This is a genomic window from Streptomyces sp. NPDC058086, from assembly GCF_042885015.1.
GTDB lineage: Bacteria > Actinomycetota > Actinomycetes > Streptomycetales > Streptomycetaceae > Streptomyces.
The window spans coordinates 16,487-36,590 of record NZ_JBHVST010000016.1; the positions used below are offsets into that span (position 1 = coordinate 16,487).

The 20,104-nt window shown below is 70.8% G+C and carries 21 protein-coding genes and 1 riboswitch; of the genes, 11 read left to right on the forward strand and 10 right to left on the reverse strand.

Features of this window, described 5'->3' with window-relative positions; genetic code table 11:
- The first annotated feature begins 117 nt into the window (after positions 1-117).
- On the forward strand, positions 118-1,575 hold the full coding sequence (locus ACFVWD_RS15085; protein ID WP_389596336.1) for an aldehyde dehydrogenase: 1,458 nt from the start codon (positions 118-120) through the stop codon (positions 1,573-1,575).
- Between the two features lie 2 nt (positions 1,576-1,577).
- Complete coding sequence (locus ACFVWD_RS15090; RefSeq protein ID WP_389596338.1) at positions 1,578-1,811, forward strand: ferredoxin; 234 nt, start codon at positions 1,578-1,580, stop codon at positions 1,809-1,811.
- Between the two features lie 127 nt (positions 1,812-1,938).
- Positions 1,939-2,114, forward strand: a riboswitch (TPP riboswitch).
- A 39-nt stretch (positions 2,115-2,153) separates the two neighbouring features.
- On the opposite strand, the gene ACFVWD_RS15095 is transcribed toward ACFVWD_RS15090, so the two are convergent.
- Positions 2,154-2,798 (reverse strand): TetR family transcriptional regulator, encoded by a 645-nt coding sequence (locus ACFVWD_RS15095; RefSeq protein ID WP_389596340.1) that lies wholly within the window; start codon positions 2,796-2,798, stop codon positions 2,154-2,156.
- A gap of 250 nt (positions 2,799-3,048) precedes the next feature.
- Between ACFVWD_RS15095 and ACFVWD_RS15100 the strand changes: the two genes are divergently transcribed.
- The 3 genes from ACFVWD_RS15100 to ACFVWD_RS15110 are packed head-to-tail and all read left to right on the forward strand — an operon-like array spanning position 3,049 to position 6,502.
- Positions 3,049-4,689: a glycosyltransferase family 4 protein gene (locus ACFVWD_RS15100; RefSeq protein WP_389596342.1), complete on the forward strand. Its 1,641-nt coding sequence runs from the start codon at positions 3,049-3,051 to the stop codon at positions 4,687-4,689.
- Positions 4,683-5,429, forward strand: coding sequence for a class I SAM-dependent methyltransferase (locus ACFVWD_RS15105; RefSeq protein WP_054230938.1), 747 nt, complete (start codon positions 4,683-4,685; stop codon positions 5,427-5,429). Before ACFVWD_RS15100 ends, ACFVWD_RS15105 begins: the two co-directional genes overlap by 7 nt.
- Entirely contained in the window at positions 5,426-6,502 is a 1,077-nt protein-coding gene (locus ACFVWD_RS15110; protein WP_389596344.1) for a prenyltransferase, read from the forward strand. The genes ACFVWD_RS15105 and ACFVWD_RS15110 overlap by 4 nt, the downstream gene beginning before the upstream one ends.
- 29 nt (positions 6,503-6,531) lie before the next feature.
- On the opposite strand, the gene ACFVWD_RS15115 is transcribed toward ACFVWD_RS15110, so the two are convergent.
- On the reverse strand, positions 6,532-6,825 hold the full coding sequence (locus ACFVWD_RS15115; RefSeq protein WP_067363108.1) for a hypothetical protein: 294 nt from the start codon (positions 6,823-6,825) through the stop codon (positions 6,532-6,534).
- Positions 6,826-6,981: 156 nt separating this feature from the next.
- On the opposite strand from ACFVWD_RS15115, the gene ACFVWD_RS15120 reads away from it, so the two are divergent.
- On the forward strand, positions 6,982-7,545 hold the full coding sequence (locus ACFVWD_RS15120; protein WP_389596346.1) for a hypothetical protein: 564 nt from the start codon (positions 6,982-6,984) through the stop codon (positions 7,543-7,545).
- Between the two features lie 21 nt (positions 7,546-7,566).
- Here the strand turns inward: ACFVWD_RS15120 and ACFVWD_RS15125 are convergent, their stop codons facing one another.
- The 3 genes from ACFVWD_RS15125 to ACFVWD_RS15135 form a co-directional block, all read right to left on the reverse strand.
- On the reverse strand, positions 7,567-8,577 hold the full coding sequence (locus ACFVWD_RS15125) for an LLM class F420-dependent oxidoreductase (protein WP_389596347.1): 1,011 nt from the start codon (positions 8,575-8,577) through the stop codon (positions 7,567-7,569).
- Between the two features lie 129 nt (positions 8,578-8,706).
- Entirely contained in the window at positions 8,707-9,540 is an 834-nt protein-coding gene (locus tag ACFVWD_RS15130) for a hypothetical protein (RefSeq protein WP_389596349.1), read from the reverse strand.
- A 158-nt stretch (positions 9,541-9,698) separates the two neighbouring features.
- Entirely contained in the window at positions 9,699-10,697 is a 999-nt protein-coding gene (locus tag ACFVWD_RS15135; protein WP_389596351.1) for an N-acetylmuramoyl-L-alanine amidase, read from the reverse strand.
- A 214-nt stretch (positions 10,698-10,911) separates the two neighbouring features.
- Here ACFVWD_RS15135 and ACFVWD_RS15140 point away from each other — a divergent pair, with 214 nt between their 5' ends.
- Positions 10,912-11,091, forward strand: coding sequence for a hypothetical protein (locus tag ACFVWD_RS15140; protein ID WP_389596352.1), 180 nt, complete (start codon positions 10,912-10,914; stop codon positions 11,089-11,091).
- 274 nt (positions 11,092-11,365) lie between these two features.
- Here ACFVWD_RS15140 and ACFVWD_RS15145 read toward each other — a convergent pair whose 3' ends face one another.
- The 5 genes from ACFVWD_RS15145 to ACFVWD_RS15165 form a co-directional block, all read right to left on the reverse strand.
- Positions 11,366-11,683: a hypothetical protein gene (locus ACFVWD_RS15145; RefSeq protein WP_389596353.1), complete on the reverse strand. Its 318-nt coding sequence runs from the start codon at positions 11,681-11,683 to the stop codon at positions 11,366-11,368.
- 262 nt (positions 11,684-11,945) lie between these two features.
- A complete protein-coding gene (gene cyaB, locus ACFVWD_RS15150; protein ID WP_389596354.1) occupies positions 11,946-12,500 on the reverse strand; it encodes a class IV adenylate cyclase in 555 nt (184 codons plus the stop codon).
- A gap of 20 nt (positions 12,501-12,520) precedes the next feature.
- Positions 12,521-13,078, reverse strand: a complete 558-nt coding sequence (locus ACFVWD_RS15155; RefSeq protein ID WP_389596355.1) for a hypothetical protein — start codon at positions 13,076-13,078, stop codon at positions 12,521-12,523.
- An 85-nt stretch (positions 13,079-13,163) separates the two neighbouring features.
- Positions 13,164-13,814 carry a class I SAM-dependent methyltransferase gene (locus ACFVWD_RS15160; RefSeq protein WP_168500983.1) on the reverse strand — a complete coding sequence of 217 codons (651 nt, stop codon included), beginning with the start codon at positions 13,812-13,814 and terminating at the stop codon, positions 13,164-13,166.
- Between the two features lie 172 nt (positions 13,815-13,986).
- Positions 13,987-15,732: an MFS transporter gene (locus tag ACFVWD_RS15165; RefSeq protein ID WP_389596357.1), complete on the reverse strand. Its 1,746-nt coding sequence runs from the start codon at positions 15,730-15,732 to the stop codon at positions 13,987-13,989.
- Between the two features lie 180 nt (positions 15,733-15,912).
- On the opposite strand from ACFVWD_RS15165, the gene ACFVWD_RS15170 reads away from it, so the two are divergent.
- The 4 genes from ACFVWD_RS15170 to ACFVWD_RS15185 all read left to right on the forward strand — a co-directional run bounded on the left by ACFVWD_RS15170 (position 15,913) and on the right by ACFVWD_RS15185 (position 20,097).
- On the forward strand, positions 15,913-17,106 hold the full coding sequence (locus ACFVWD_RS15170; RefSeq protein ID WP_168508396.1) for a lipid-transfer protein: 1,194 nt from the start codon (positions 15,913-15,915) through the stop codon (positions 17,104-17,106).
- Positions 17,107-17,196: 90 nt separating this feature from the next.
- The gene (locus tag ACFVWD_RS15175; RefSeq protein WP_389596359.1) at positions 17,197-18,624 is read left to right on the forward strand and encodes an MFS transporter; all 1,428 of its coding nucleotides are present in this window, start codon (positions 17,197-17,199) and stop codon (positions 18,622-18,624) included.
- A 103-nt stretch (positions 18,625-18,727) separates the two neighbouring features.
- Positions 18,728-19,267 (forward strand): SigE family RNA polymerase sigma factor, encoded by a 540-nt coding sequence (locus tag ACFVWD_RS15180; protein ID WP_389596360.1) that lies wholly within the window; start codon positions 18,728-18,730, stop codon positions 19,265-19,267.
- Positions 19,267-20,097, forward strand: a complete 831-nt coding sequence (locus ACFVWD_RS15185; protein ID WP_389596362.1) for a hypothetical protein — start codon at positions 19,267-19,269, stop codon at positions 20,095-20,097. The genes ACFVWD_RS15180 and ACFVWD_RS15185 overlap by 1 nt, the downstream gene beginning before the upstream one ends.
- Positions 20,098-20,104 lie beyond the last annotated feature (7 nt).

The window sequence follows — 20,104 nt, forward strand, 5'->3', positions numbered from 1 at the left end:
CAACCGTTCTGTTGGGCGCTGCGCGAGTCATGAGTCCGGCCCGTGGACTCCGTCGACCGGAACTGGTATCAGTTCTCATATCTGATGAAGCGTCAGAAACCAGGGAGGCGGTCGGCCATGACCGAGCTCGTGGAGCACGGACAGCTGTTCATAGGCGGGGAGTTGACGGACCCCCTGGGCAAGGACGTCATCGAGGTGATCTCGCCGCACACCGAGGAGGTCATCGGGCGCGTCCCGCACGCGTCGACCGAGGACGTGGACCGGGCGGTCGCCGTCGCGCGCCGGGCGTTCGACGAAGGACCCTGGCCCCGGATGAGCCTCGACGAGCGGATCGAGGTCGTCACCCGGATCAAGGACGGGATCGCGGTACGGCACGAGGAGATCGCCCGGGTCATCTCCTCGGAGAACGGCTCCCCGTACTCCTGGAGCGTCCTCGCGCAGGCCCTCGGCGCGATGATGGTGTGGGACGCGGCGCTCACGGTCGCGCGGAACTTCACCTACGAGGAGACACGCGACGGCGTCCTCGGGCGGATCCTCGTCCGGCGCGAGCCGGTGGGCGTGGTCGCGGCCGTGGTGCCGTGGAACGTGCCGCAGTTCGTGGCGGCCGCCAAGCTCGCGCCCGCGCTGCTGACCGGCTGCACGGTCGTACTGAAGCCGTCGCCCGAATCGCCCCTGGACGCCTATCTGCTGGGCGAGATCGCGAAGGAGGCCGGGCTGCCGGAGGGTGTCCTGTCGATCCTGCCCGCCGACCGCGAGGTCAGCGAGTACCTGGTCGGACACCCCGGCATCGACAAGGTCTCCTTCACCGGATCGGTCGCGGCCGGCCGACGCGTGATGGAGGTGGCCTCGCGCAACCTCACCCGCGTGACGCTGGAGCTGGGCGGGAAGTCGGCGGCGGTGGTCCTGCCGGACGCGGACCTCCGCACCGCCGTCCCCGGAATCGTCTCGGCGGCCTGGATGAACAACGGGCAGGCGTGTGTCGCGCAGACCCGGATCCTGCTGCCGCGCTCGCGCTACGACGAGTTCGCGGACGCCTTCGCCGCGGCGGCGGGCGCGCTGGTCGTCGGGGACCCGCTGGACCCGGCCACCCAGGTCGGCCCACTGGTCGCCAGGCGTCAGCAGCAGCGCAACCTCGACTACATCCGCATCGGCCAGGAGGAAGGCGCCAAGATCCTCACGGGCGGTGGCCGTCCGCACGGGCTCGACCGGGGCTGGTACGTCGAGCCGACCCTCTTCGGGGACGTCGACAACTCCATGCGGATCGCTCGGGAGGAGATCTTCGGGCCGGTGATCTGCCTCCTCCCCTACGGCGACGAGAACGAGGCCGTGAAGATCGCCAACGACTCCGACTACGGGCTGAGCGGCAGCGTCTGGACGGCGGACGTCGCGCACGGCATCGACGTCGCGCGGCAGGTCCGTACCGGCACGTACTCCGTGAACACCTTCAGCCTCGACATGCTCGGCCCCTTCGGCGGCTACAAGAACTCGGGGCTGGGGCGGGAGTTCGGGCCCGAGGGGTACGGCGAGTTCCTGGAGCACAAGATGATCCACCTGCCGGCCGGCTGGGAGGCCTGAGGATGGGCGACCGCTGGGGGGTCGAGGTCGACCGCTCCGTCTGCATCGGCTCCGCCCAGTGCGTCCACCGCGCCCCGGAGGCCTTCCGGCTCGACACCGCCATGCAGTCGCATCCGGCCGAGGCGGAGACCGACGCCAACGAGAAGATCCTTGAGGCGGCGGAGAGCTGTCCGGTGGAGGCCATCATGATCACACTGCTGGGCAACGGGGAGCCGGTGTTTCCACCGGAGGACTGAGACCGGGATCGAGGCCGGGGCTGAGACCGGGACCGAGGCCGGGACCGAGGCCGGGCGCGGCCTCGAAAAAAAGTCCTCTTTGGGTGGTTCCATCCGGCCGTGGGCGTTCTATCCTGGTAGTGGCCTACGAGGCGAGTGAGGGAGTTCAACCGGAGTAGCCGACTTTGGCGAGAGGCAGCAACTTCCGCCGAGGCCGACGTCGACGGTCGGGCTGAGAGGCCTGAAGGTAGTAGTCGGACCGGAAGGCGACCTCCATTACCTGATCCGGACCATGCCGGCGAAGGGAACCCGTCTCGTAGGTTTTCGCGTGCCTTCGCGTGCCTTCGCGTGCCGGCGGCCTGGCTAGGGCTTCTCGGCCGGCTCCGTCAGGTCGATCAGGCGGCACACCGTCTCGATGTCGATCTTGACCTGGGCGATGGAGGCGCGGCCGGAGAGCCAGGTGATCAGGGCCGAGTGCCAGGTGTGCTCGATGACCCGGACCGCGGAGAGCTGCGCGGGGCTCGGGTCGTCCAGCCCCATCGCGTCCAGGATGATCACCGTGGTCTGCCGGGACACCTGGTCGACCTCGGGGCTGACACTGCGGTCCGCGAAGGTCAGCGCGCGGACCATGGCGTCGGCCAGGTGCGGCTCGCGCTGGAGGGCGCGGAAGGCCCGCATCAGCGTCTCCGCCACCCGCTCCGCCGCCGTGTCCCCGGCCGGCGGCTTCTTGCGGAGGGTGCCGTGCATGTGCTCCAACTGGTCCTGCATGGTGGCGACCAGCAGATGGACCTTCGAGGGGAAGTAGCGGTACAGCGTGCCGAGGGCGACCTGTGAGGACTCCGCGACCTCGCGCATCTGCACCGCGTCGAAGCCGCCCCGGCTGGCCAACTGCGCGCTCGCGTGCAGGATCCGGCGGCGGCGTGCCTCCTGCCGCTCGGTGAGCGGGGGAGAGGCCGGCTGCGCGGCGGGTCGCGCGGACTTGGCTTGCACCTTGACTTCCGCAGGCATGGGTCCCGTTCCGTGGTTCAGCTGGAGGAGCGACGAGACAGCATGGCAGACACTTCCGTGGGTCAGAACACATCCGTCATGTCATCCGTCCCGACGCTTTGGTCGTGGCGCGGATCACCTGATCCACTGCTCACAGAGACGCTACCTGCCGGTAGATTCAGTGCTCCTCGAACGATCAAGTCTGAAACTTGTTCTAGATTAGCGTCCCGGCGTAATCTCGCGGGAAACTGCAGGGAGAAGGGGGCCGTAAGTGACCGCTGAGGCCATGGAGGCGGGCCCCGGAGCGGGCGCGGCCACCAACGGTGACGGACCGTTGCGCATCGCGCTCCTCACGTACAAGGGGAACCCGTTCTGCGGCGGTCAGGGCGTGTACGTACGGCACCTCTCGCGCGAACTGGCCCGCCTGGGCCACCGGGTCGAGGTCATCGGCTCCCAGCCGTATCCCGTGCTGGACGAGAACCTCCCCGGGCTCAGCCGCAACCTCACCCTCACGGAACTGCCCAGCCTCGACCTGTACCGCCAGCCGGACCCCTTTCGCACCCCGAAGCGCGAGGAGTTCCGTGACTGGATCGACGCGGTCGAGGTCGGCACGATGTGGACCGGCGGCTTTCCCGAACCCCTGACCTTCTCCCTGCGCGCCCGCCGCCATCTGCGCGCCCGGCGCGGGGACTTCGACGTCGTGCACGACAACCAGACGCTCGGGTACGGGCTGCTGGGCGACGTCGGCGCGCCGCTGGTCACCACCATCCACCACCCCATCACGGTCGACCGCCAGTTGGAGCTCGACGCCGCGGAGGGGCGCCGGCGCCGCGCGTCCGTACGCCGCTGGTACGCCTTCACACGCATGCAGAAGCGGGTCGCGCGCCGTCTGCCGTCCGTGCTCACCGTCTCCGGCAGCTCGCAGCAGGAGATCGTCGACCACCTGGGCGTCGCCCGGGACCGTGTCCACGTCGTGCACATCGGCGCGGACACCGACCTCTTCTCGCCCGATCCGTCTGTGCCGCAGGTACCGGGCCGGATCGTCACCACGTCCAGCGCGGACGTGCCCCTCAAGGGACTCATCCACCTCGTCGAGGCGCTTGCCAAGGTGCGCACCGAGCACCCCGGCGCGCATCTCGTCGTCGTCGGCAAGCGTGCCGAGGACGGGCCGGTCGCCCAGGCCATAGAGCGGTACGGCCTGGAGCGCGCCGTCGAGTTCGTCAAGGGCATCTCGGACGCGGAGCTCGTCGACCTCGTGCGGTCCGCCGAGGTCGCCTGCGTGCCGTCCCTGTACGAGGGGTTCTCCCTGCCCGCCGCCGAGGCGATGGCCACGGGGACGCCGCTGGTGGCCACCACCGGCGGGGCGATCCCGGAGGTCGCCGGACCCGACGGCGAGACCTGCCTCGCGGTTCCGCCCGGCGACTCGGGGGCGCTGGCCGCCGCGCTGGTCCGGGTGCTGGGCGACCCGGAACTGCGGGTACGGCTCGGCTCCGCCGGACGCGCGCGGGTACTGGACCGCTTCACCTGGGCCCGCGCCGCCGAGGGCACGGTGGCCCACTACCGCGAGGCGATGGCGCTTTCCCACGCTCGGCTTCGCTCGCGCGGGGGGACCCCCGTCGCGCCGACGGCCATTGCGCCGGGCGCCGCCCTGTCGGGCGCTGCTGCGCAGGGGGCCGTCGCACCAGAGGTCACCGCACCGGCAGCTGCCGCAGCGGTCACGGCCGCGCAGGCGTCCGCCGTCGCGCCGGACGCCCCCGCCCCGGCGGCCGTCGCCACGGTCGGTGCGGGCGCTGTCTCCACCCCCGGCGCCGTCTCCACCCCCGGCCCCGCAGGGACCCCCGGCCCCGTAGATTTCGGCCCGGCCACGGGCGTCACCCCCACCTCCGATCGTGAAAGCAGGGCCACGTGCTGACCGTCGACTTCTCCCGGTTCCCGCTCGCCCCGGGCGACCGCGTACTGGACCTCGGATGCGGTGCCGGCCGGCACGCGTTCGAGTGCTACCGGCGCGGCGCCCAGGTCGTCGCGCTGGACCAGAACGGCGAGGAGATCCGCGAGGTCGCCAAGTGGTTCGCGGCGATGAAGGAGGCGGGCGAGGCCCCGGTCGGCGCCACCGCGACCGCGATGGAGGGTGACGCGCTCGCGCTGCCCTTCCCTGACGCCTCCTTCGACGTCGTGATCATCTCCGAGGTCATGGAGCACATCCCGGACGACAAGGGTGTCCTCGCCGAGATGGTGCGCGTGCTGAAGCCGGGCGGGCGCATAGCGATCACCGTGCCGCGCTACGGCCCGGAGAAGGTGTGCTGGACGCTGTCCGACGCGTACCACGAGGTCGAGGGCGGTCACATCCGCATCTACAAGGCGGACGAACTGCTGGGCAAGATGAAGGAGGCCGGGCTCAAGCCGTACGGCACCCATCACGCCCACGCCCTGCACAGCCCCTACTGGTGGCTGAAGTGCGCGTTCGGCGTCGACAACGACAAGGCGCTGCCCGTGCGGGCGTACCACAAGCTGCTGGTCTGGGACATCATGAAGAAGCCGCTGGCCACCCGGGTCGCCGAGAACGCGCTGAACCCGCTGATCGGCAAGAGCTTCGTGGCGTACGCGACCAAGCCCCACCTGCCCCTCGACTCCGCCGCGGTGGACGCTTCGTGACGACTCCGCGCACGCCCCGGACAGAACACCTCGTCCTGCCCGGGGTCCTCACCGCCGAGGAGGCGGCCGCCACGGTGCGGGCCATCCTCGGGGTGCAGCGGCCAGACGGCGCCATACCGTGGTTCCGTGGGCACCACCTCGACCCGTGGGACCACACCGAGGCGGCCATGGCGCTGGACGCGGCGGGGGAGCACGAGGCGGCCGAGCGGGCGTACGAGTGGCTGGCCCGGCACCAGAACCAGGACGGTTCCTGGTACGCGGCGTACGCCGACGGGGACGCGGACGACGTCACCGACCGCGGCCGGGAGACCAACTTCTGCGCCTACATCGCGGTCGGCGTCTGGCACCACTACCTCGCCACCGGCGACGACGCCTTCCTCGACCGGATGTGGCCCGCGGTCTACGCGGCCGTGGAGTTCGTGCTGCGCCTCCAGCAGCCCGGCGGGCAGATCGGCTGGAAGCGCGAGGACGACGGCACGGCGGTCGAGGACGGGCTGCTGACCGGGAGTTCGTCCATCCACCACGCGCTGCGCTGCGCGCTCGCCATCGCCGAGCAGCGTGAAGAGCCGCAGCCCGACTGGGAGTTGGCGGTCGGCGCGCTACGGCACGCGATCCGCAGGCACCCCGAGCGGTTCCTCGACAAGGACCGCTACTCGATGGACTGGTACTACCCGGTGCTCGGCGGCGCGTTGACCGGCGCCGAGGCCGAGGCCCGGATAGCGGAGGGCTGGGACAAGTTCGTGGTCCCGGGCCTCGGCGTGCGCTGTGTGGTGCCCAACCCGTGGGTGACCGGCGGCGAGTCGGCCGAACTCGCCCTGGCGCTGTGGGCCGTGGGCGAGTCCGACCGTGCCCTGGAGATCCTCCAGTCCATCCAGCACCTGCGCGACCCGAAGACGGGCCTCTACTGGACGGGCTACGTCTTCGACGCCCGGACGATCTGGCCCGAGGAGCTCACCAGCTGGACGGCCGGCTCGGTCCTGCTCGCCGTCGCCGCGCTCGGCGGCGACGAGGCGACCTGCGCGGTCTTCGGCGGCGAGCGCCTGCCGCTGGGGCTCGACGCGGAGTGCTGCTGAGCCCTGTCGGCGGCGGGGCGGGGACACGCTCAGTGGCGGTGCATGCGGTTGGCGATGGCGTGGCCGATGAAGAGGTACACGACGGCGGCCAGGCCGTAACCCGCGACCACGCGTGCCCACGCCCTGTCGAAGGTGAACAGGTCGCGGGACCAGCCGGCCAGCCAGCTCGCCACGTTGTGGACGAACTGGACCAGGTCGTTGGCCCGGTTCGCGTCCAGGAGATACATCAGGATCCACAGGCCGAGGATGACGGCCATCACGTCGGCGACGATCGCGATGACCGTGCCCGCTTGGTTGGAACCGTTGCGATATCGAGGGGACATGCCCTCCGGGTTGCCGCGTATCCGTGGATGAAACCCGCGGGGTACGGCACCCGAACGGGTCGCTCGAGTGGCGCAGTGACCGTGTTCGGGTGAGCCTGCTGGAAGAGCCGTGTCTCCCGGAAACCGGGAGAACCGTTCCCTTCCCCGGAGGACCCCGTGCCCGTACCGATACGGCGCCTCGTCGTGGCGCTCACCGTCTGTTGCGCCCTGCTCGCCGGCGCCACGGCCTGCGGCAGTGGCAGCAGCGCCACCAAGGACACCGCCGCCGTCGTGGCGGCCGCCACCCCGTCCAGCAGCAGCACCGTGGAGAAACAGAAGCTCTCCAAGACCCGCTTCGTGGCGAACGCGGGCCTGGCCGCCGGAGCCACCTACCAGTGGATCGTGAAGCCCTGGAAGGCCGGCAAGTTCAAGAAGGGCGCCAAGGGCCGCAGGACCGCCCTGATCAAGGCGGCCATCGCCGGCACGTTCGCGTACAACCGGCTCAAGGCCGCGAGCAGGAACGCCCAGGGCGACCCCACGCTCTCCAAGGCCGTCGCCCCGCTCACCGCGGGCATCGACGCCCTCAAGAACCTGCCGTCCAAGCTCCGCAAGGGTGACTCGACGGACGCGACCGTGGGCTCGTTCGACGACATCATCAACAAGGTGAAGGACGCGGGCAAGAGCGCGGGCGCCGAGGTCAAGGACAAGGTGCCGTCGGCCTCGCAGCTGTCCGGCGGCTGAGCCCCGACCGCCGTACCGCCCCTAGGAGTTGAGCTCGGCGAGAACCCGCAGCGAGTGAGGGTCCGGTGACAGCGCCAGTAGGTCTGTCACCGGGCCCTTGCGCCACAACTCCAGCCGCTCGGCGATGCGTTCACGCGGTCCGACGAGAGAGATCTCGTCGGCGAAAGCGTCCGGGACGGCGAGCACCGCTTCCTGGCGGCGTCCCGCGAGGAACAGCTCCTGGATGAGCCGGGCCTCCTCCTCGAACCCCATCCGTGCCATCAGATCGGCGTGGAAGTTGCGCGCCGCGTGCCCCATCCCGCCGATGTAGAAGCCGAGCATCGCCTTCACGGGCAGCAGCCCCTTGGCGACGTCGTCGCAGACGCGGACATGGGCCATGGGCGCGACGAGGAAGTCGGCGGGGAGATCGCTCAGCGCGGCCTCGTAGGCCCCTGGGCGGGTCGGCGACCAGTACAGCGGCAGCCAGCCGTCCGCGATCCGGGTCGTCTGCGCGATGTTCTTCGGCCCCTCGGCGCCGAGCAGGACCGGCAGGTCGGCGCGGAGCGGATGCGTGATCGGCTTCAGCGGCTTGCCGAGCCCGGTGCCGTCCTCGCCCCGGTAGGGGTGCTTGTGGAAGCGGCCGTCGAGCTCGACGGGCCCTTCGCGCCTGAGGACCTGGCGTACGACGTCGACGTACTCCCGGGTCGCGGTCAGCGGCGACTTCGGGAACGGACGCCCGTACCAGCCCTCCACGACCTGTGGCCCCGACAGCCCGAGGCCGAGCATCATGCGCCCGCCCGAGAGGTGGTCGAGGGTGAGCGCGTGCATCGCGGTGGTGGTGGGGGAGCGGGCGGCCATCTGCGCGACGGCCGTGCCGAGCCGGATGCGGGTCGTGTGCGCGGCGATCCAGGTCAGCGGGGTGAAGACGTCCGAGCCCCAGGACTCGGCGGTCCACACGGAGTGGTAGCCGAGCCGCTCCGCCTCCTGGGCGAGCGGCAGATGGTCCGCGGAGGGGCCGCGCCCCCAGTAGCCGAGTGCGAGGCCGAGCCGCATGAACCCTCCAGGAGTTAGGTTCTGACGATGCGTCAGTCATGTGCACGCGCCAGCCGACTGTACGGCAACGGCCCCCCGCCCGGAAGGACGAGGGGCCGTGGGAGGCCGTACGGGAGCGGACGCGGCCGGTCAGCCGCGCTGGATCCCGGAGGTGTCCTGCAGTACGCCGCGACGGCCGTCCTGCGTCTGCGCCACCAGGTTCGCACCGCGCTGTTCCACGGCCAGGTACCAGGTGCCCGGCGCGAGTTCGGCGATCGGCGCCGGCGAACCGTCCTCCGAGAACAGCGGACGCGGCACCGGCACGGCGAACCAGAACGGCGAGAAGTCACCGGCGGGCGGCTGCGGTTGCGGGGCCGGCGCCTGCTGCGGCTGGCTGGGCTGGCCGCCGAACGCCTGCCCCTGCTGCGGCTGACCCCCGAAGGCCTGACCCGGCTGCTGGGCACCGGGGTAGCCGTAACCCCCGGGCGGCTGGGCGCCGTAGGGCTGGGGCGCGGCGGGCTTGGGGGCGGGAACGAGCGCGGCCTGCAGGGCCGGGACGAGCGGGGTCGCGATGGCGGCGCCGGCCATGACCAGCGTCGCGATGAACGCGAGGATGAGGCCGGTGCCGGCGCTGACGCCGCTGTCCCCGCTGCCGGCGTTGTCGACGCCACCCATCGGGTCGAAGACGTTCCCGAGCGCGCTCCACGCGGCGAAGACCGTGAAGGCGACGCCGAACTGACCGAGGTCGAGTCCGACGATCTTGGGCACCTGCGGCAGGCCGTGGGAGACGACGACCAGCGCGGCCCCGATGAGGCCGGCCAGGACCACGCTCAGCAGGAGCGGTCCGCTCGACCAGGCGCTGGGGATATTGGCACTGCTCGAGGCCCCGTCGATCGAAAAATTGTCGAGGAACGACGCGATGAACAGCAATACCGCTGCTCCGATCACCACGCCGTCGCCTCGAGTGAGGGAGCGGATATTCACTTCAGGTCCTTCGTCAGTCGTCTCGTCGTCGGTGGAGGCGTCGCTGACACCATGTCGCCGTAAGGCCCTGGTGTGAAGCGCGGGGGTGGCCCCTCATCGTAGGGACGACACTATCGCCCGTTCGATCAGGGTGTCCGTCGGGTTCGATCCGCCGATCACTACCCGCGCAGGAAACTCACGATTCCCTCAGAGATCCCACGCGCCGCCTTCTGCCGCCATGCGCCGCTGGTCAGCAACGCAGCGTCCTTGCTATCGCGCATGTTGCCGCACTCGATGAACACCTTCGGAACCGTTGACAGATTGAGACCGCCGAGATCACTGCGGACGTCGAGTCCGGTGCCGCCGCCGACGTAGTTGGAGGGCGCGCTGCCGGTGTCGCGGACGAAGTTGCCCGCGATGCGCTCGCCGAGATCGCGGGAGGGGGCGACGATCGCACGGGTGTCGGCGGTGCCGGAGTGGACGGACGCGGGGAGGATGACGTGGAAGCCGCGGTTGCCGGCCGCGGAGCCGTCCGCGTGGATGGAGACGACCGCGTCGGCGTGCGCGTCGTTGCCGATGCGGGCCCGCTCGTCGACGCACGGGCCCCAGGAACGGTCGCCGTCCTGGGTGAACTTCACCGTGGCGCCCTCCTGTTGCAGGAGCGTGCGCAGTCGGCGGGCGACGTCGAGCGTGAACCGGGCTTCCGTGTAACCCGCGTTGGTCGACGTGCCGGTGGTGTCGCACTCCTTCCAGTTCGTGCCGATATTCACCTTGCGGTTGATGTCGGCCGAGTGCTGGAAGTTGCCGGGGTTGTGGCCCGGGTCGACGACGACGACCTTGCCCTTGAGGGGCCCCGCGGCGGCCGGCAGGTCCGAGGCGGCGGGAGTGGCGGGGCCGGAGAAGGTCGAGCTCGGCGGCTTCCCGTCGTCCGTCCCGGACGCGCTCGGGGTCTGCGCGGCGGCGGAGGACCCGGGTGCCGCGGAGGAGGACCCCGGTGCGCCGGCCGAGGTCGTCGACGTGGCGGACGTACTGCCCCCGCCGCCCGAGTCACCCACCGCCTGCCACACCAGCCACCCCACCAGCGCACCCGGCACCAACGCGGCGACCGCCACCGTCATCGGCCCGCGCCGGGAGCGACGGGGGCCGGGAGGATCGAAGTCAGGACCTACGTACGACACGTCAGCCACCCTAGCGGCCGTCCGTGGTGTCCACACGGTCCCCGGACCCCGCCGGCCTGTACGAGGCCGATGAGCTGCCCGACACCGAGGTGATCGAGGCCGCGGCCCGCGAGTCGAGCGCACCGCTGACCAGGCCCGCCGCGCCGACCGCGGCAAGCGCGCCGCGAAGAAGGTCCTCGACAAGCTGCCCGCCGGCATCTACGGCGGATGGAAGGTGTTCCGCACCCCGTCCTCGCGGCAGACCCCCGACCTCGCCGCCATCACCGCGATCTTCAAGGCCAACAACCTCGGCCCGGTCCCGATGAAGCCCTGCGCCCCGTCCCTCAAGGTCGAGCTCGCCTGCTCGCCGAGTACGGGCAGGAGCCCGGCATCCTCGACGGCTACCCCGTCGTGAAGCTGGAGAGCGTCGAGCGGGCCCTCGACCGCCGCGCGGAGGAGCTCGCCGAGGCTCAGTGACCCGGCAGTGGGCAGTGACTTTCCACTTCCAAGGTCACTGAACCACCCCACTGGCGCTGATCAGCGCAAACGACGATCAGGTGAGGCGGAGAGGCCGCTTCCAGGGACTCCAAGTGCCCCGGAAACGGCCTCTCTGACGTTCCCCACGGGCTCACTCACTTCTGAGCCGCCGAACAGCCGCCTGTACCTCACGCGTTGAGCCTCCGACAGGCTCAGCAGTACCGGTCTTCGGCCCGGGAAAACCCGGCGCTGAAGCCATCGCCGTAGCCGCGGTAGTAGTCGCCGTTGGAGCGGCCGTATCCATACCCGCCGTGGTCCCTGTGGCAGTTGTCTCTGCCATCGTTATAGCCATCCCGGAAGCCGTCCTTGTAGCCCCGGCGGTAGTCACTTTGATTTGAAACGGCTGTAGGCGCACTCGCGTGGGTCTCGCTCGGCGTGGCCGCCGAAGCCTGCTGCAGGCCAACCGGAGCGAGGGCGAGAATGAGGGTCGAGCTCAAGACGACGGATCGCTTCCAATGACTGGCGTTCACGGCCTTACCCCTCAGTCACATAGGCCAAATGCGGTCATTACTACTCTAATCACCCTGATGGGCCTTGCAACTTGCCGCACGTCAGCGTCAGCAATACCGTCCAGCGTCTCGGCGCCGACGATAGGGCCCTGCCGCATCATGGAGGCCATGGAGGCGCAGGACATCCGGCCCAGCCACATCCGCATGACGGCGGCACCCGCTGAAGTTGAGCAAACCCAAGCTTGACCACCAGGACCGGCAGTAGGAGCCGACGGCGCAGACGTCAGCCTCGCTGAGCCGCGATCGCGCCTGTGTACGTCTCACGGGTGAGATCCTCGGGCCCGATGCCGAGGTCGGCGAGGACCGCGCGGACGTCGTCCAGCGCGGCCGTGACGGCGTCCTCGTCGACGATCGTCTCGACCTCGAGGAACGTCCCATCGATCTCAGGGACACGCACGAGAGTGGCGAGCATCTGCCGGCCGTGCGCCTCGAAGTCGTAGTTCCGGCACCGCTTCTCGAACGCGATGACCTCGACGTGGCCGAGGCCGCGCAGGATGGCGTGCACCGCCTCGGCGTCCTCGACGCGGGTCTCGTGCTCGGGCTTCGATCCGGAGCGCCCGTCGACGGTCGCATCCTTGAAGGTGAGCACCGTCCGCGTGCCGTCCGCACCGTGCACCGTCCGTACACGCAACTCCTGGTCCGCCTTCTCCAACGAGCCGTCCGCCCGGTCGTAGTACGTGTCCCGGTACACCTCGGCACGGGCCTTCGCGTGCTCGTCGAGCTGCCGCATGACCGCCTCGGGCGCGTGCACTCGCGCCTTCAACTCCGCCTCGATCACGAGCGGTTCCCCTCTCCTGGTCAGACCGTGCGCTGCGCGCCGTCGATGACCGCGTCGAACATCCGGCGGAACCCCCGGAACAGGGGCCCGTGCGGGGTCTCCATCACCTTGTACGTTGCGCTCTCGTGACCTTCCCACCCCGCATCGAAGGCGCTGACGAACATGGTGGAGTCCGGCCCCTTGCCGCCTTGGTCGCGCGGCAGGCAGGCGCGCAGGCGGCTGTCGTTCAGCCCGATCAAGCCGAGGCCGCGGACGGCGAGGACGTCCCGACGGGCGGATCCTGACCGCTGCGGCGCCGTTGTCAGCGTCACACCCACGGACTTCAGAGCCGACGGAGTCTTAGGCTCCGCGCCGGGCGCCGGCGCGGCGAGGATCTCGCCCGCCCCCGAGAGCGCCTTCGTCAGATCCCCGTCACCGCCCTCACCACCCTCACCGGCCGCGGTCTCCCAACGGGCCTGCGCCTTACGTAGACGCCCGTGGACCTGCGCCTCTGTGAGGTCGGCCAGAACATCGGCCGGAATCTTGTCAGCCCACTGGCCGTACCTCTCGGCCATCTGCTGAGGAACTGCGACAACCATGGCTCATGCGGCTTCCGTCCGTCGTTCGCCGACTCGCTCCAACACCGCTGCCTCGTCCACAAGCCACGCGACTCTCACCGCGCTCTCAGATCCCCGCTCCCGTTCGCCGCAGGACGCGCAGTGAGTCGGTCACCGAGACCTCGGTGAACGCGCCGGACTCCAGGGCGCGGAGGTAGACGCGGTAGGGGGCCTGGCCGGTGAACTCGTCGGCGGGGTCGGGGAACACGTCGTGGATGAGGAGGAGGCCGCCCTCGGCGACGTGCGGCGCCCAGCCCTCGTAGTCGCCGGAGGCGTGCTCGTCCGTGTGGCCGCCGTCGATGAAGACGAGACCGAGGGGTGTGCGCCAGAAGGCGGCGATCTGCGGCGAACGGCCGACCATCGCGACCACCTGGTCCTCCAGACCCGCCTTGTGGAGGGTGCGGCGGAAGGTGGGAAGGGTGTCCATCCGGCCGATCTCGGGGTCGACCGTGGCCGGGTCGTGGTACTCCCACCCGGGCTGCTGCTCCTCGCTGCCCCGGTGGTGGTCGACGGTGATCGCCGTCACCCCGGCCGCGCGCGCGGCGTCCGCGAGCAGGATCGTGGAGCGCCCGCAGTATGTGCCGACCTCCAGGAGGGGCAGTCCGAGCCGGCCCGCCTCGACGGCGGCCTCGTACAGCGCGAGCCCCTCACGGAGCGGCATGAACCCCTTCGCGGCCTCGAAGGCGGCCAGGATCTCCGGCTTGGGCGCCGCGGGCATGGGGTCCTGCATCGGGGTCCTCCGTCGGGTGCGAACGGCAGCGTCGCACGTCTGCCTGTGCGGGTCCGCGTGTACGTGCCTGTGAGCGCCCCATGGTGCACCACACCCCCGTCGCGTCGGCGACGGGGGTGTGGGTGCGGATGGGACCGGGCCCCAGGGACCGTCGTTCGGATCAGGCCTGGGCCGGAACGGTCTCGCTCGGCAGCGCGAGGTCCAGTTCTACGGGGCGGTCGTCCCCGGAGTGGGTCGCCGAGGAGGCGAGCGGGCCGTGGCCCGGTGCCCTGGCGGCGAGGACGTACGCGCCCTCGGCGGGCACGGCGAGCGCGTAGCTGCCGTCCGCCTCGGAGAGCGTGGCGCCCGCCTGGCGGCCCCGCCGGTCGATCAGGGTGACCTTGGCACGGGCGACCGTGCCGCCGTCGGCGTCCAGCACCCGGCCGCGGAAGCCGCGGAGCACCTCTTGGGCGCGCTCCAGGGCCGCGTCCTCCTCGCTGCTCGCGCGCAGCTGCGGCTTGGTCGCCGGGCGCCGGCCCGGCAGCAGCAGGGCGAAGAGCAGACCGATGGCCACCGCGCCGGTGGCGATCAGGAAGGAGACCCGGAAGCCGTGCATGGTGGGGACCTCGACGCCGCCGACGTTGTGCGCGGTGTTGGCGAGGACCATGCCGATGACGGCGCTGGAGACCGACGTACCGATCGAGCGCATCAGGGTGTTGAGGCCGTTGGCCGCGCCCGTCTCCGAGGCGGGGACGGAGCCGACGATCAGCGCGGGCAGCGAGGAGTAGGCGAGGCCGATGCCCGCGCCCAGGACCACCGAGATCACGATGGTCTGCCAGGCGGCGCTCATCAGGCCGAGGCCGGCGCCGTAGCCGATCGCGATGATCAGCATGCCGAGGATCAGGGTGACCTTGGGGCCGTACTTCGCGGAGATCCGGGCGTAGACCGGCGCGGTGAGCATCATCGTCAGACCGAGCGGCGCCACGCACAGACCCGCGACCACCATCGACTGGCCGAGGCCGTAGCCGGTGGCCTTCGGCAGCTGGAGCAGCTGCGGCAGGACGAGCGAGACGACGTAGAAGGAAACGCCGACCATGATCGAGGCGAGGTTGGTGAAGAGCACCGAGCGGCGGACGGTGGTGCGCAGGTCGACCAGCGGCGCCTTCACGCGCAGCTCCATCACGCCCCACAGCAGGAGGACGACGGCCGCCGCGGCGAACAGGCCGAGCGTGGTGGTCGAGGTCCAGCCCCAGTCGCTGCCCTTGGTGATCGGCAGCAGGAAGAGGACGAGACCCGCGGAGAGGCCCGCCGCGCCCAGTCCGTCGAAGGTGCCCTCGGCGCGCATCGGGGACTCCGGTACGGCGACGAGGGTCAGGACGATCGCGACGGCGCCGAGACCGGCGGCGAGGAAGAAGAGGGCGTGCCAGTCGGCGTGCTGCGCGACCAGGGCCGCGACGGGCAGCGCGAGTCCGCCGCCGACGCCGATGGAGGAGCTCATGAGGGCCATCGCCTCGCCGAGCTTCTCGCGGGGCAGCATGTCGCGCATCAGGCCGATGCCGAGCGGGATCGCGCCCATGGCGAAGCCCTGCAGGGCGCGGCCGACGATCATCACCAGCAGTGCGCTGGTGAAACCGGCTATGAGCGAGCCGACGACCATCACGGACAGGCTCGCGAGCAGCATCCGCCGCTTGCCGTAGAGGTCGCCGAGCCGGCCCATGATCGGCGTGGCCACGGCTCCCGCGAGCAGCGTCGAGGTCATCACCCAGGTGGCGTTGCTGGGTGCGGTGCCCAGCAGCTCCGGCAGGTCCTTGATGACCGGAACGAGCAGGGTCTGCATCACCGCGACAACGATGCCCGCGAAGGCCAGCACCGGCACGATCGCGCCGCCGGGCCTCCGGGTGGGCTGGTCGGTCGTCGTGTGCGTCATTGCGTGAGGCCTCCAGGCCGAAATAGGGGCTTGCGTGCGGGATACGTGCATCAGGAACCCGGTGTGCCCGGGCAACTATTCCGATGCTTCGGCGTACTAACAAAATCTTGACCTTCCCGTGAAGAACTGACCCGGCGTCAGACCTGGCGGGTGAGTGAAACGTGTTCTAGTCTGCGCGCCATGAAGGCCTACGTCGCCGGGGTCGGGATGACCAGGTTCGAGAAGCCCGAGACCCGTGATTGGCAGTACTGGGACATGGTGCGGGAGGCGGGGAGTGCCGCGCTCGCGGACGCCGGGATCACGTACGCCGAGGTGGAACAGGTTCCTGTCGGCTACTGCTTCCAGCCCTCGACCGCCGGCCAGCGCGCCGCGTACGAACTCGGCCTGACCGGCGTCCCCGTCTACAACGTCAACAACAACTGCGCCACCGGATCGAGCGCGCTGATGCTGGCCCGGCAGTTCGTCGAGGGCGGGGTCGCGGACTGCGTGCTCGCGCTGGGCTTCGAGAAGATGAAGCGCGGGGCGCTGGGGGGCGGTGCGGACGGAGGAGACTTCTCGACGTCCCCGGTGGCCCGCCACTACGGCGTCATGGCCGCCCGGCACGGCTTCGAGATGTCCCCGCCCACCGCGCAGATCTTCGGCGACGCGGCGCGCGAGCACATGGAGAAGTACGGCACCACCGAGGCGCAGCTCGCCGCCGTCGGCGCCAAGAACCACCGCCACTCGGCGAACAATCCATACGCCCAGTTCCAGGACGTGTACGGGGTCGACGAGATCCTCGCCGCCCGGGTCGTGCACCGGCCGCTGACGAAGCTCCAGTGCTCGCCCACCTCCGACGGGGCCGCCGCCGCGGTCGTCGTCTCCGAACGGTTCGTGGAGCGCCATGAGCTGGCGGACAAGGCCGTCGAGATCGTCGCGCAGGCCATGACCACCGACACCGAGGAGTCCTTCGCGTCCGGTTCCTGCGTCGACGTCGTCGGGCAGCCGATGTCGCGTGAGGCCGCGCGCCAGGTGTACGAGCGGTCGGGACTCGGCATCGACGACGTGGACGTCGTGGAACTGCACGACTGCTTCTCCATCAACGAGCTGCTGACGTACGAGGCGCTCGGGATGTGCGAGGAGGGGGAGTCCGGCAAGCTCGTCGAGTCGGGGGCCACGACGTACGGCGGGCGGTGGGTCGTGAACCCGTCCGGCGGGCTGATCTCCAAGGGGCATCCGCTGGGGGCGACCGGGATCGCCCAAGTGGCCGAGCTGGTGTGGCAGTTGAGGGGCGAGGCGGGGCCCCGGCAGGTGCCGGGCGCGCGGGTCGGGCTCGCCCACAACATCGGGCTGGGCGGGGCGGCGGTGGTCACGCTGCTGCGGGCGGCGGGCTGAGTCACCGCCCGACCGACAGGGCCTAGGTCCCGTGGCCGAGGAGCGGGTGCGGCGAAATCCCGATGCAAGGACCGTAGGGCGGTTGAGAGCATGACACCCATGCTTCGAGCCGCGGAAGACACCCGAATATCAGCACGCGTCGCGCCGCCCACGTGGCTGGTGGTGGCGCTCGCCTGCGCCGGACAGTTCCTCGTGGTGCTCGACGTGTCCGTCGTGAACGTGGCGCTGCCGTCCATGCGGACCGACCTGGGGCTGAGCGCGCCGGGCCTGCAGTGGGTGGTCAACGCGTACGCGATCGCCTTCGCCGGGTTCATGCTGCTCGGCGGGCGGGCCGGTGATCTGTACGGGCGCAAGCGCATGTTTCTCGTCGGGCTCGCGCTGTTCACGGTGGCCTCGCTGGGCGGCGGGCTCGCCCAGGCGGGTTGGCAGCTGCTGGTCGCGCGGGCCGCGCAGGGGCTCGGGGCGGCGGTGCTCGCGCCCTCGACGCTGACGATCCTCACCTCGGCGGTCCCGGAGGGCGCCGCCCGCGCGCGGGCCATCGCGACCTGGACCGCGGTCGGCGCCGGGGGCGGGGCGGCCGGTGGTCTGGTCGGCGGGCTGCTGGTGGACGGGCTGTCGTGGCGGTGGGTGCTGCTGATCAACGTGCCGGTGGGCGCGGTGGTGCTGGCGGGCGCCGCACGGTGGCTCGTGGAGAGCCGGGCCGGGGACGGGCGGCGGCTCGATCTGCCGGGCGCGCTGCTGGTGACGGCGGGGCTCGCGACCCTCGCGTACGGGATCGTGCAGACCGAGGCGGAGGGGTGGGCGGCTGCCGCGACCCTCGTACCGTTGTGTGCCGGGCTCGCGCTGATCGGCCTGTTCCTCCTGGTCGAGGCACGGACGCGGGTGCCGCTGATGCCGCTGCGCCTGCTCGGTGTGCGGGCGGTGGCGTCGGCGAACGCGGCCATGTTCGTGTGCGGCTCCGCGATGTTCTGCATGTGGTTCTTCATGACGCTGTACGCGCAGAACGTGCTCGGTTACTCGCCGCTGGGCGCCGGGCTCGCGCTGGTGCCGAGCTCACTGGCGGTGGTCCTCGGCTCGAAGCTCGCACCGCGGCTCATGCCGGTGGTCGGGGCTCGCAACGTCGCCGTCATCGGGTCGCTGGTCGCCGCGGCGGGCTTCGGCTGGCAGTCGACGATGACGGCCGACGGCTCGTACCTGACGGCGATCATGTTCCCCGGGATCCTGATGATGGCGGGCGCGGGGCTGGCCGCCACCCCGCTCGCCTCGCTCGCGACCTCGGGCGCGGCGCCGGGGGACGCCGGTCTGGTGTCGGGGCTGGTCAACACCTCCCGCACGATGGGCGGTTCACTCGGACTCGCCGTCATGTCGACCATCGCGGCCTCGCGTACGGGGAACGGCTCGTCGGCCGAGGCACTGACGGCGGGGTACGCGCTGGCCTTCCGTACGGGCGGGTACGTGCTGCTCGGCGGGGCGGTGCTGATGCTGCTGTGGCTGCCCTCGAAGATCTCCGCTCGCTGAGGCGGGGAAAGATCCCTGCTCGCCGAGGCGGCGAAAGATCTCCGCTCGCCGAGGCAACGAAATCCGGTCCTCGTGGACTCCTTTGTACATCTAGGAGGTGCCCATGGGGGATCGGAAGCAGGCTCGGGACGAGGAGTTCCAGCGCTTTGTCATCGGCCGCTGGCCGCGGTTGATGCGTACGGCATTTCTCCTTACGGGGGAGCAGCACACCGCCGAGGACCTGGTCCAGACGACGCTGGAGCAGGTCTATGTGGCCTGGCGCAGGGTCGGCGCGGCCGACGACCCGGAGGCCTACGTACGGCGCGTGATGATCAACGCACACGCCCGGAAGCACCGCAGAAGGCTCAAGGAGTTCCTGGCGCCGAAGGACGACTCGGGGCTCACGCACGAGCTGCCCGACCACGGTGACCGCATCGCCCAGGCCGACGACCGCAGCGCCCTGCTGACCGCGCTCGGCCAACTGCCGCCGCGCCAGCGCGAGGCAGTGGTCCTGCGGTACTGGGAGGACCTGAGCGAGAGCCAGGCGGCGGAGGCGATGGGCTGTTCGGTGGGCGCGGTGAAGAGCAACGCGGCGAAGGGGATCGCGAAGCTGCGCGCCATACCGGGCCTGGCGGACATGGTGACGCACGGAGGGCGGAAGTGATGAGCGCGGACCGGGAGACGAACCACGACATGACGCACAGGGACATCGCCTTCCTGCTGGCCGACGCCGCGGACGAGGCGGAGATCGGCATAGCCCCCTACCAGGCGGTGATCCGCGGCGGCCGCCGCCGCAAGGCCCGCCGCTGGGCACTGGCGGCAGCGGCGGCGCTGGTGATCGCCGGTTCGACGGGGACGCTGGCGCTGGCCGGGGCGACGGACGGTGACGGGCACCGGGTCGCGCCGGTGGCGACGCAGCCGCCCACGGGCGAGGAGCGGCATGTGTACGTGCCGCAGCGGACCACGCTGGGGAAGGGGTACGACGGCGGCAATGACTGGGAGGTCACCATCGACGTGTGGGGGGCGTCGAAGGACGGCGCAGAGGCAGAGCGCCAGTGGACCGCCATGAAAGATTACGGCGGGACGCCGATGGGAGCGCGAGATGCCGAGAAGCTGATCGGCAAGGCCTGGTACTTCGTGCACGCGAGGGTGGGCGACCAGACGTCGATGGTGATGACCGGCCAGTTCGAGAAGGGCGACACCCTGTCGGGCGCGGAGTTCGAGTCGGGTGCGATCCGCATGCCGTCCAGTGAGTCCGTCCAACCCGGCGCACCCAACCGGCTCGTGATCGGCGACGTCGCCCCGACCGCCCGGCATGTCACCTGCACGTGGAACGACGGCACGAAGACCGAGGTCCCGCGCGCGCCCGAGGGCGCCGGCTTCGGTCCGGACTTCAAGCCGTACATCCGCCCTGTCAAGGGCTCCCAGCCGAACTGGTTCGTGTGCGTGGCCCCGGAGGGCACGAGCTACAAGTCGGTGAAGGTGACGGGCTGATGTGAGC

Bases quoted from the DNA above. Each gene is read 5' to 3' on its own strand.
- ACFVWD_RS15085 (WP_389596336.1), top strand. From the start codon at position 118: ATGACCGAGCTCGTGGAGCACGGACAGCTGTTCATAGGCGGGGAGTTG.
- ACFVWD_RS15090 (WP_389596338.1), top strand. From the start codon at position 1,578: ATGGGCGACCGCTGGGGGGTCGAGGTCGACCGCTCCGTCTGCATCGGC.
- ACFVWD_RS15095 (WP_389596340.1), bottom strand. From the start codon at position 2,798: ATGCCTGCGGAAGTCAAGGTGCAAGCCAAGTCCGCGCGACCCGCCGCG.
- ACFVWD_RS15115 (WP_067363108.1), bottom strand. From the start codon at position 6,825: ATGTCCCCTCGATATCGCAACGGTTCCAACCAAGCGGGCACGGTCATC.
- ACFVWD_RS15125 (WP_389596347.1), bottom strand. From the start codon at position 8,577: ATGCGGCTCGGCCTCGCACTCGGCTACTGGGGGCGCGGCCCCTCCGCG.
- ACFVWD_RS15155 (WP_389596355.1), bottom strand. From the start codon at position 13,078: ATGGTTGTCGCAGTTCCTCAGCAGATGGCCGAGAGGTACGGCCAGTGG.
- ACFVWD_RS15160 (WP_168500983.1), bottom strand. From the start codon at position 13,814: ATGCCCGCGGCGCCCAAGCCGGAGATCCTGGCCGCCTTCGAGGCCGCG.
- ACFVWD_RS15165 (WP_389596357.1), bottom strand. From the start codon at position 15,732: ATGACGCACACGACGACCGACCAGCCCACCCGGAGGCCCGGCGGCGCG.
- ACFVWD_RS15170 (WP_168508396.1), top strand. From the start codon at position 15,913: ATGAAGGCCTACGTCGCCGGGGTCGGGATGACCAGGTTCGAGAAGCCC.
- ACFVWD_RS15175 (WP_389596359.1), top strand. From the start codon at position 17,197: ATGACACCCATGCTTCGAGCCGCGGAAGACACCCGAATATCAGCACGC.
- ACFVWD_RS15180 (WP_389596360.1), top strand. From the start codon at position 18,728: ATGGGGGATCGGAAGCAGGCTCGGGACGAGGAGTTCCAGCGCTTTGTC.
- ACFVWD_RS15185 (WP_389596362.1), top strand. From the start codon at position 19,267: ATGAGCGCGGACCGGGAGACGAACCACGACATGACGCACAGGGACATC.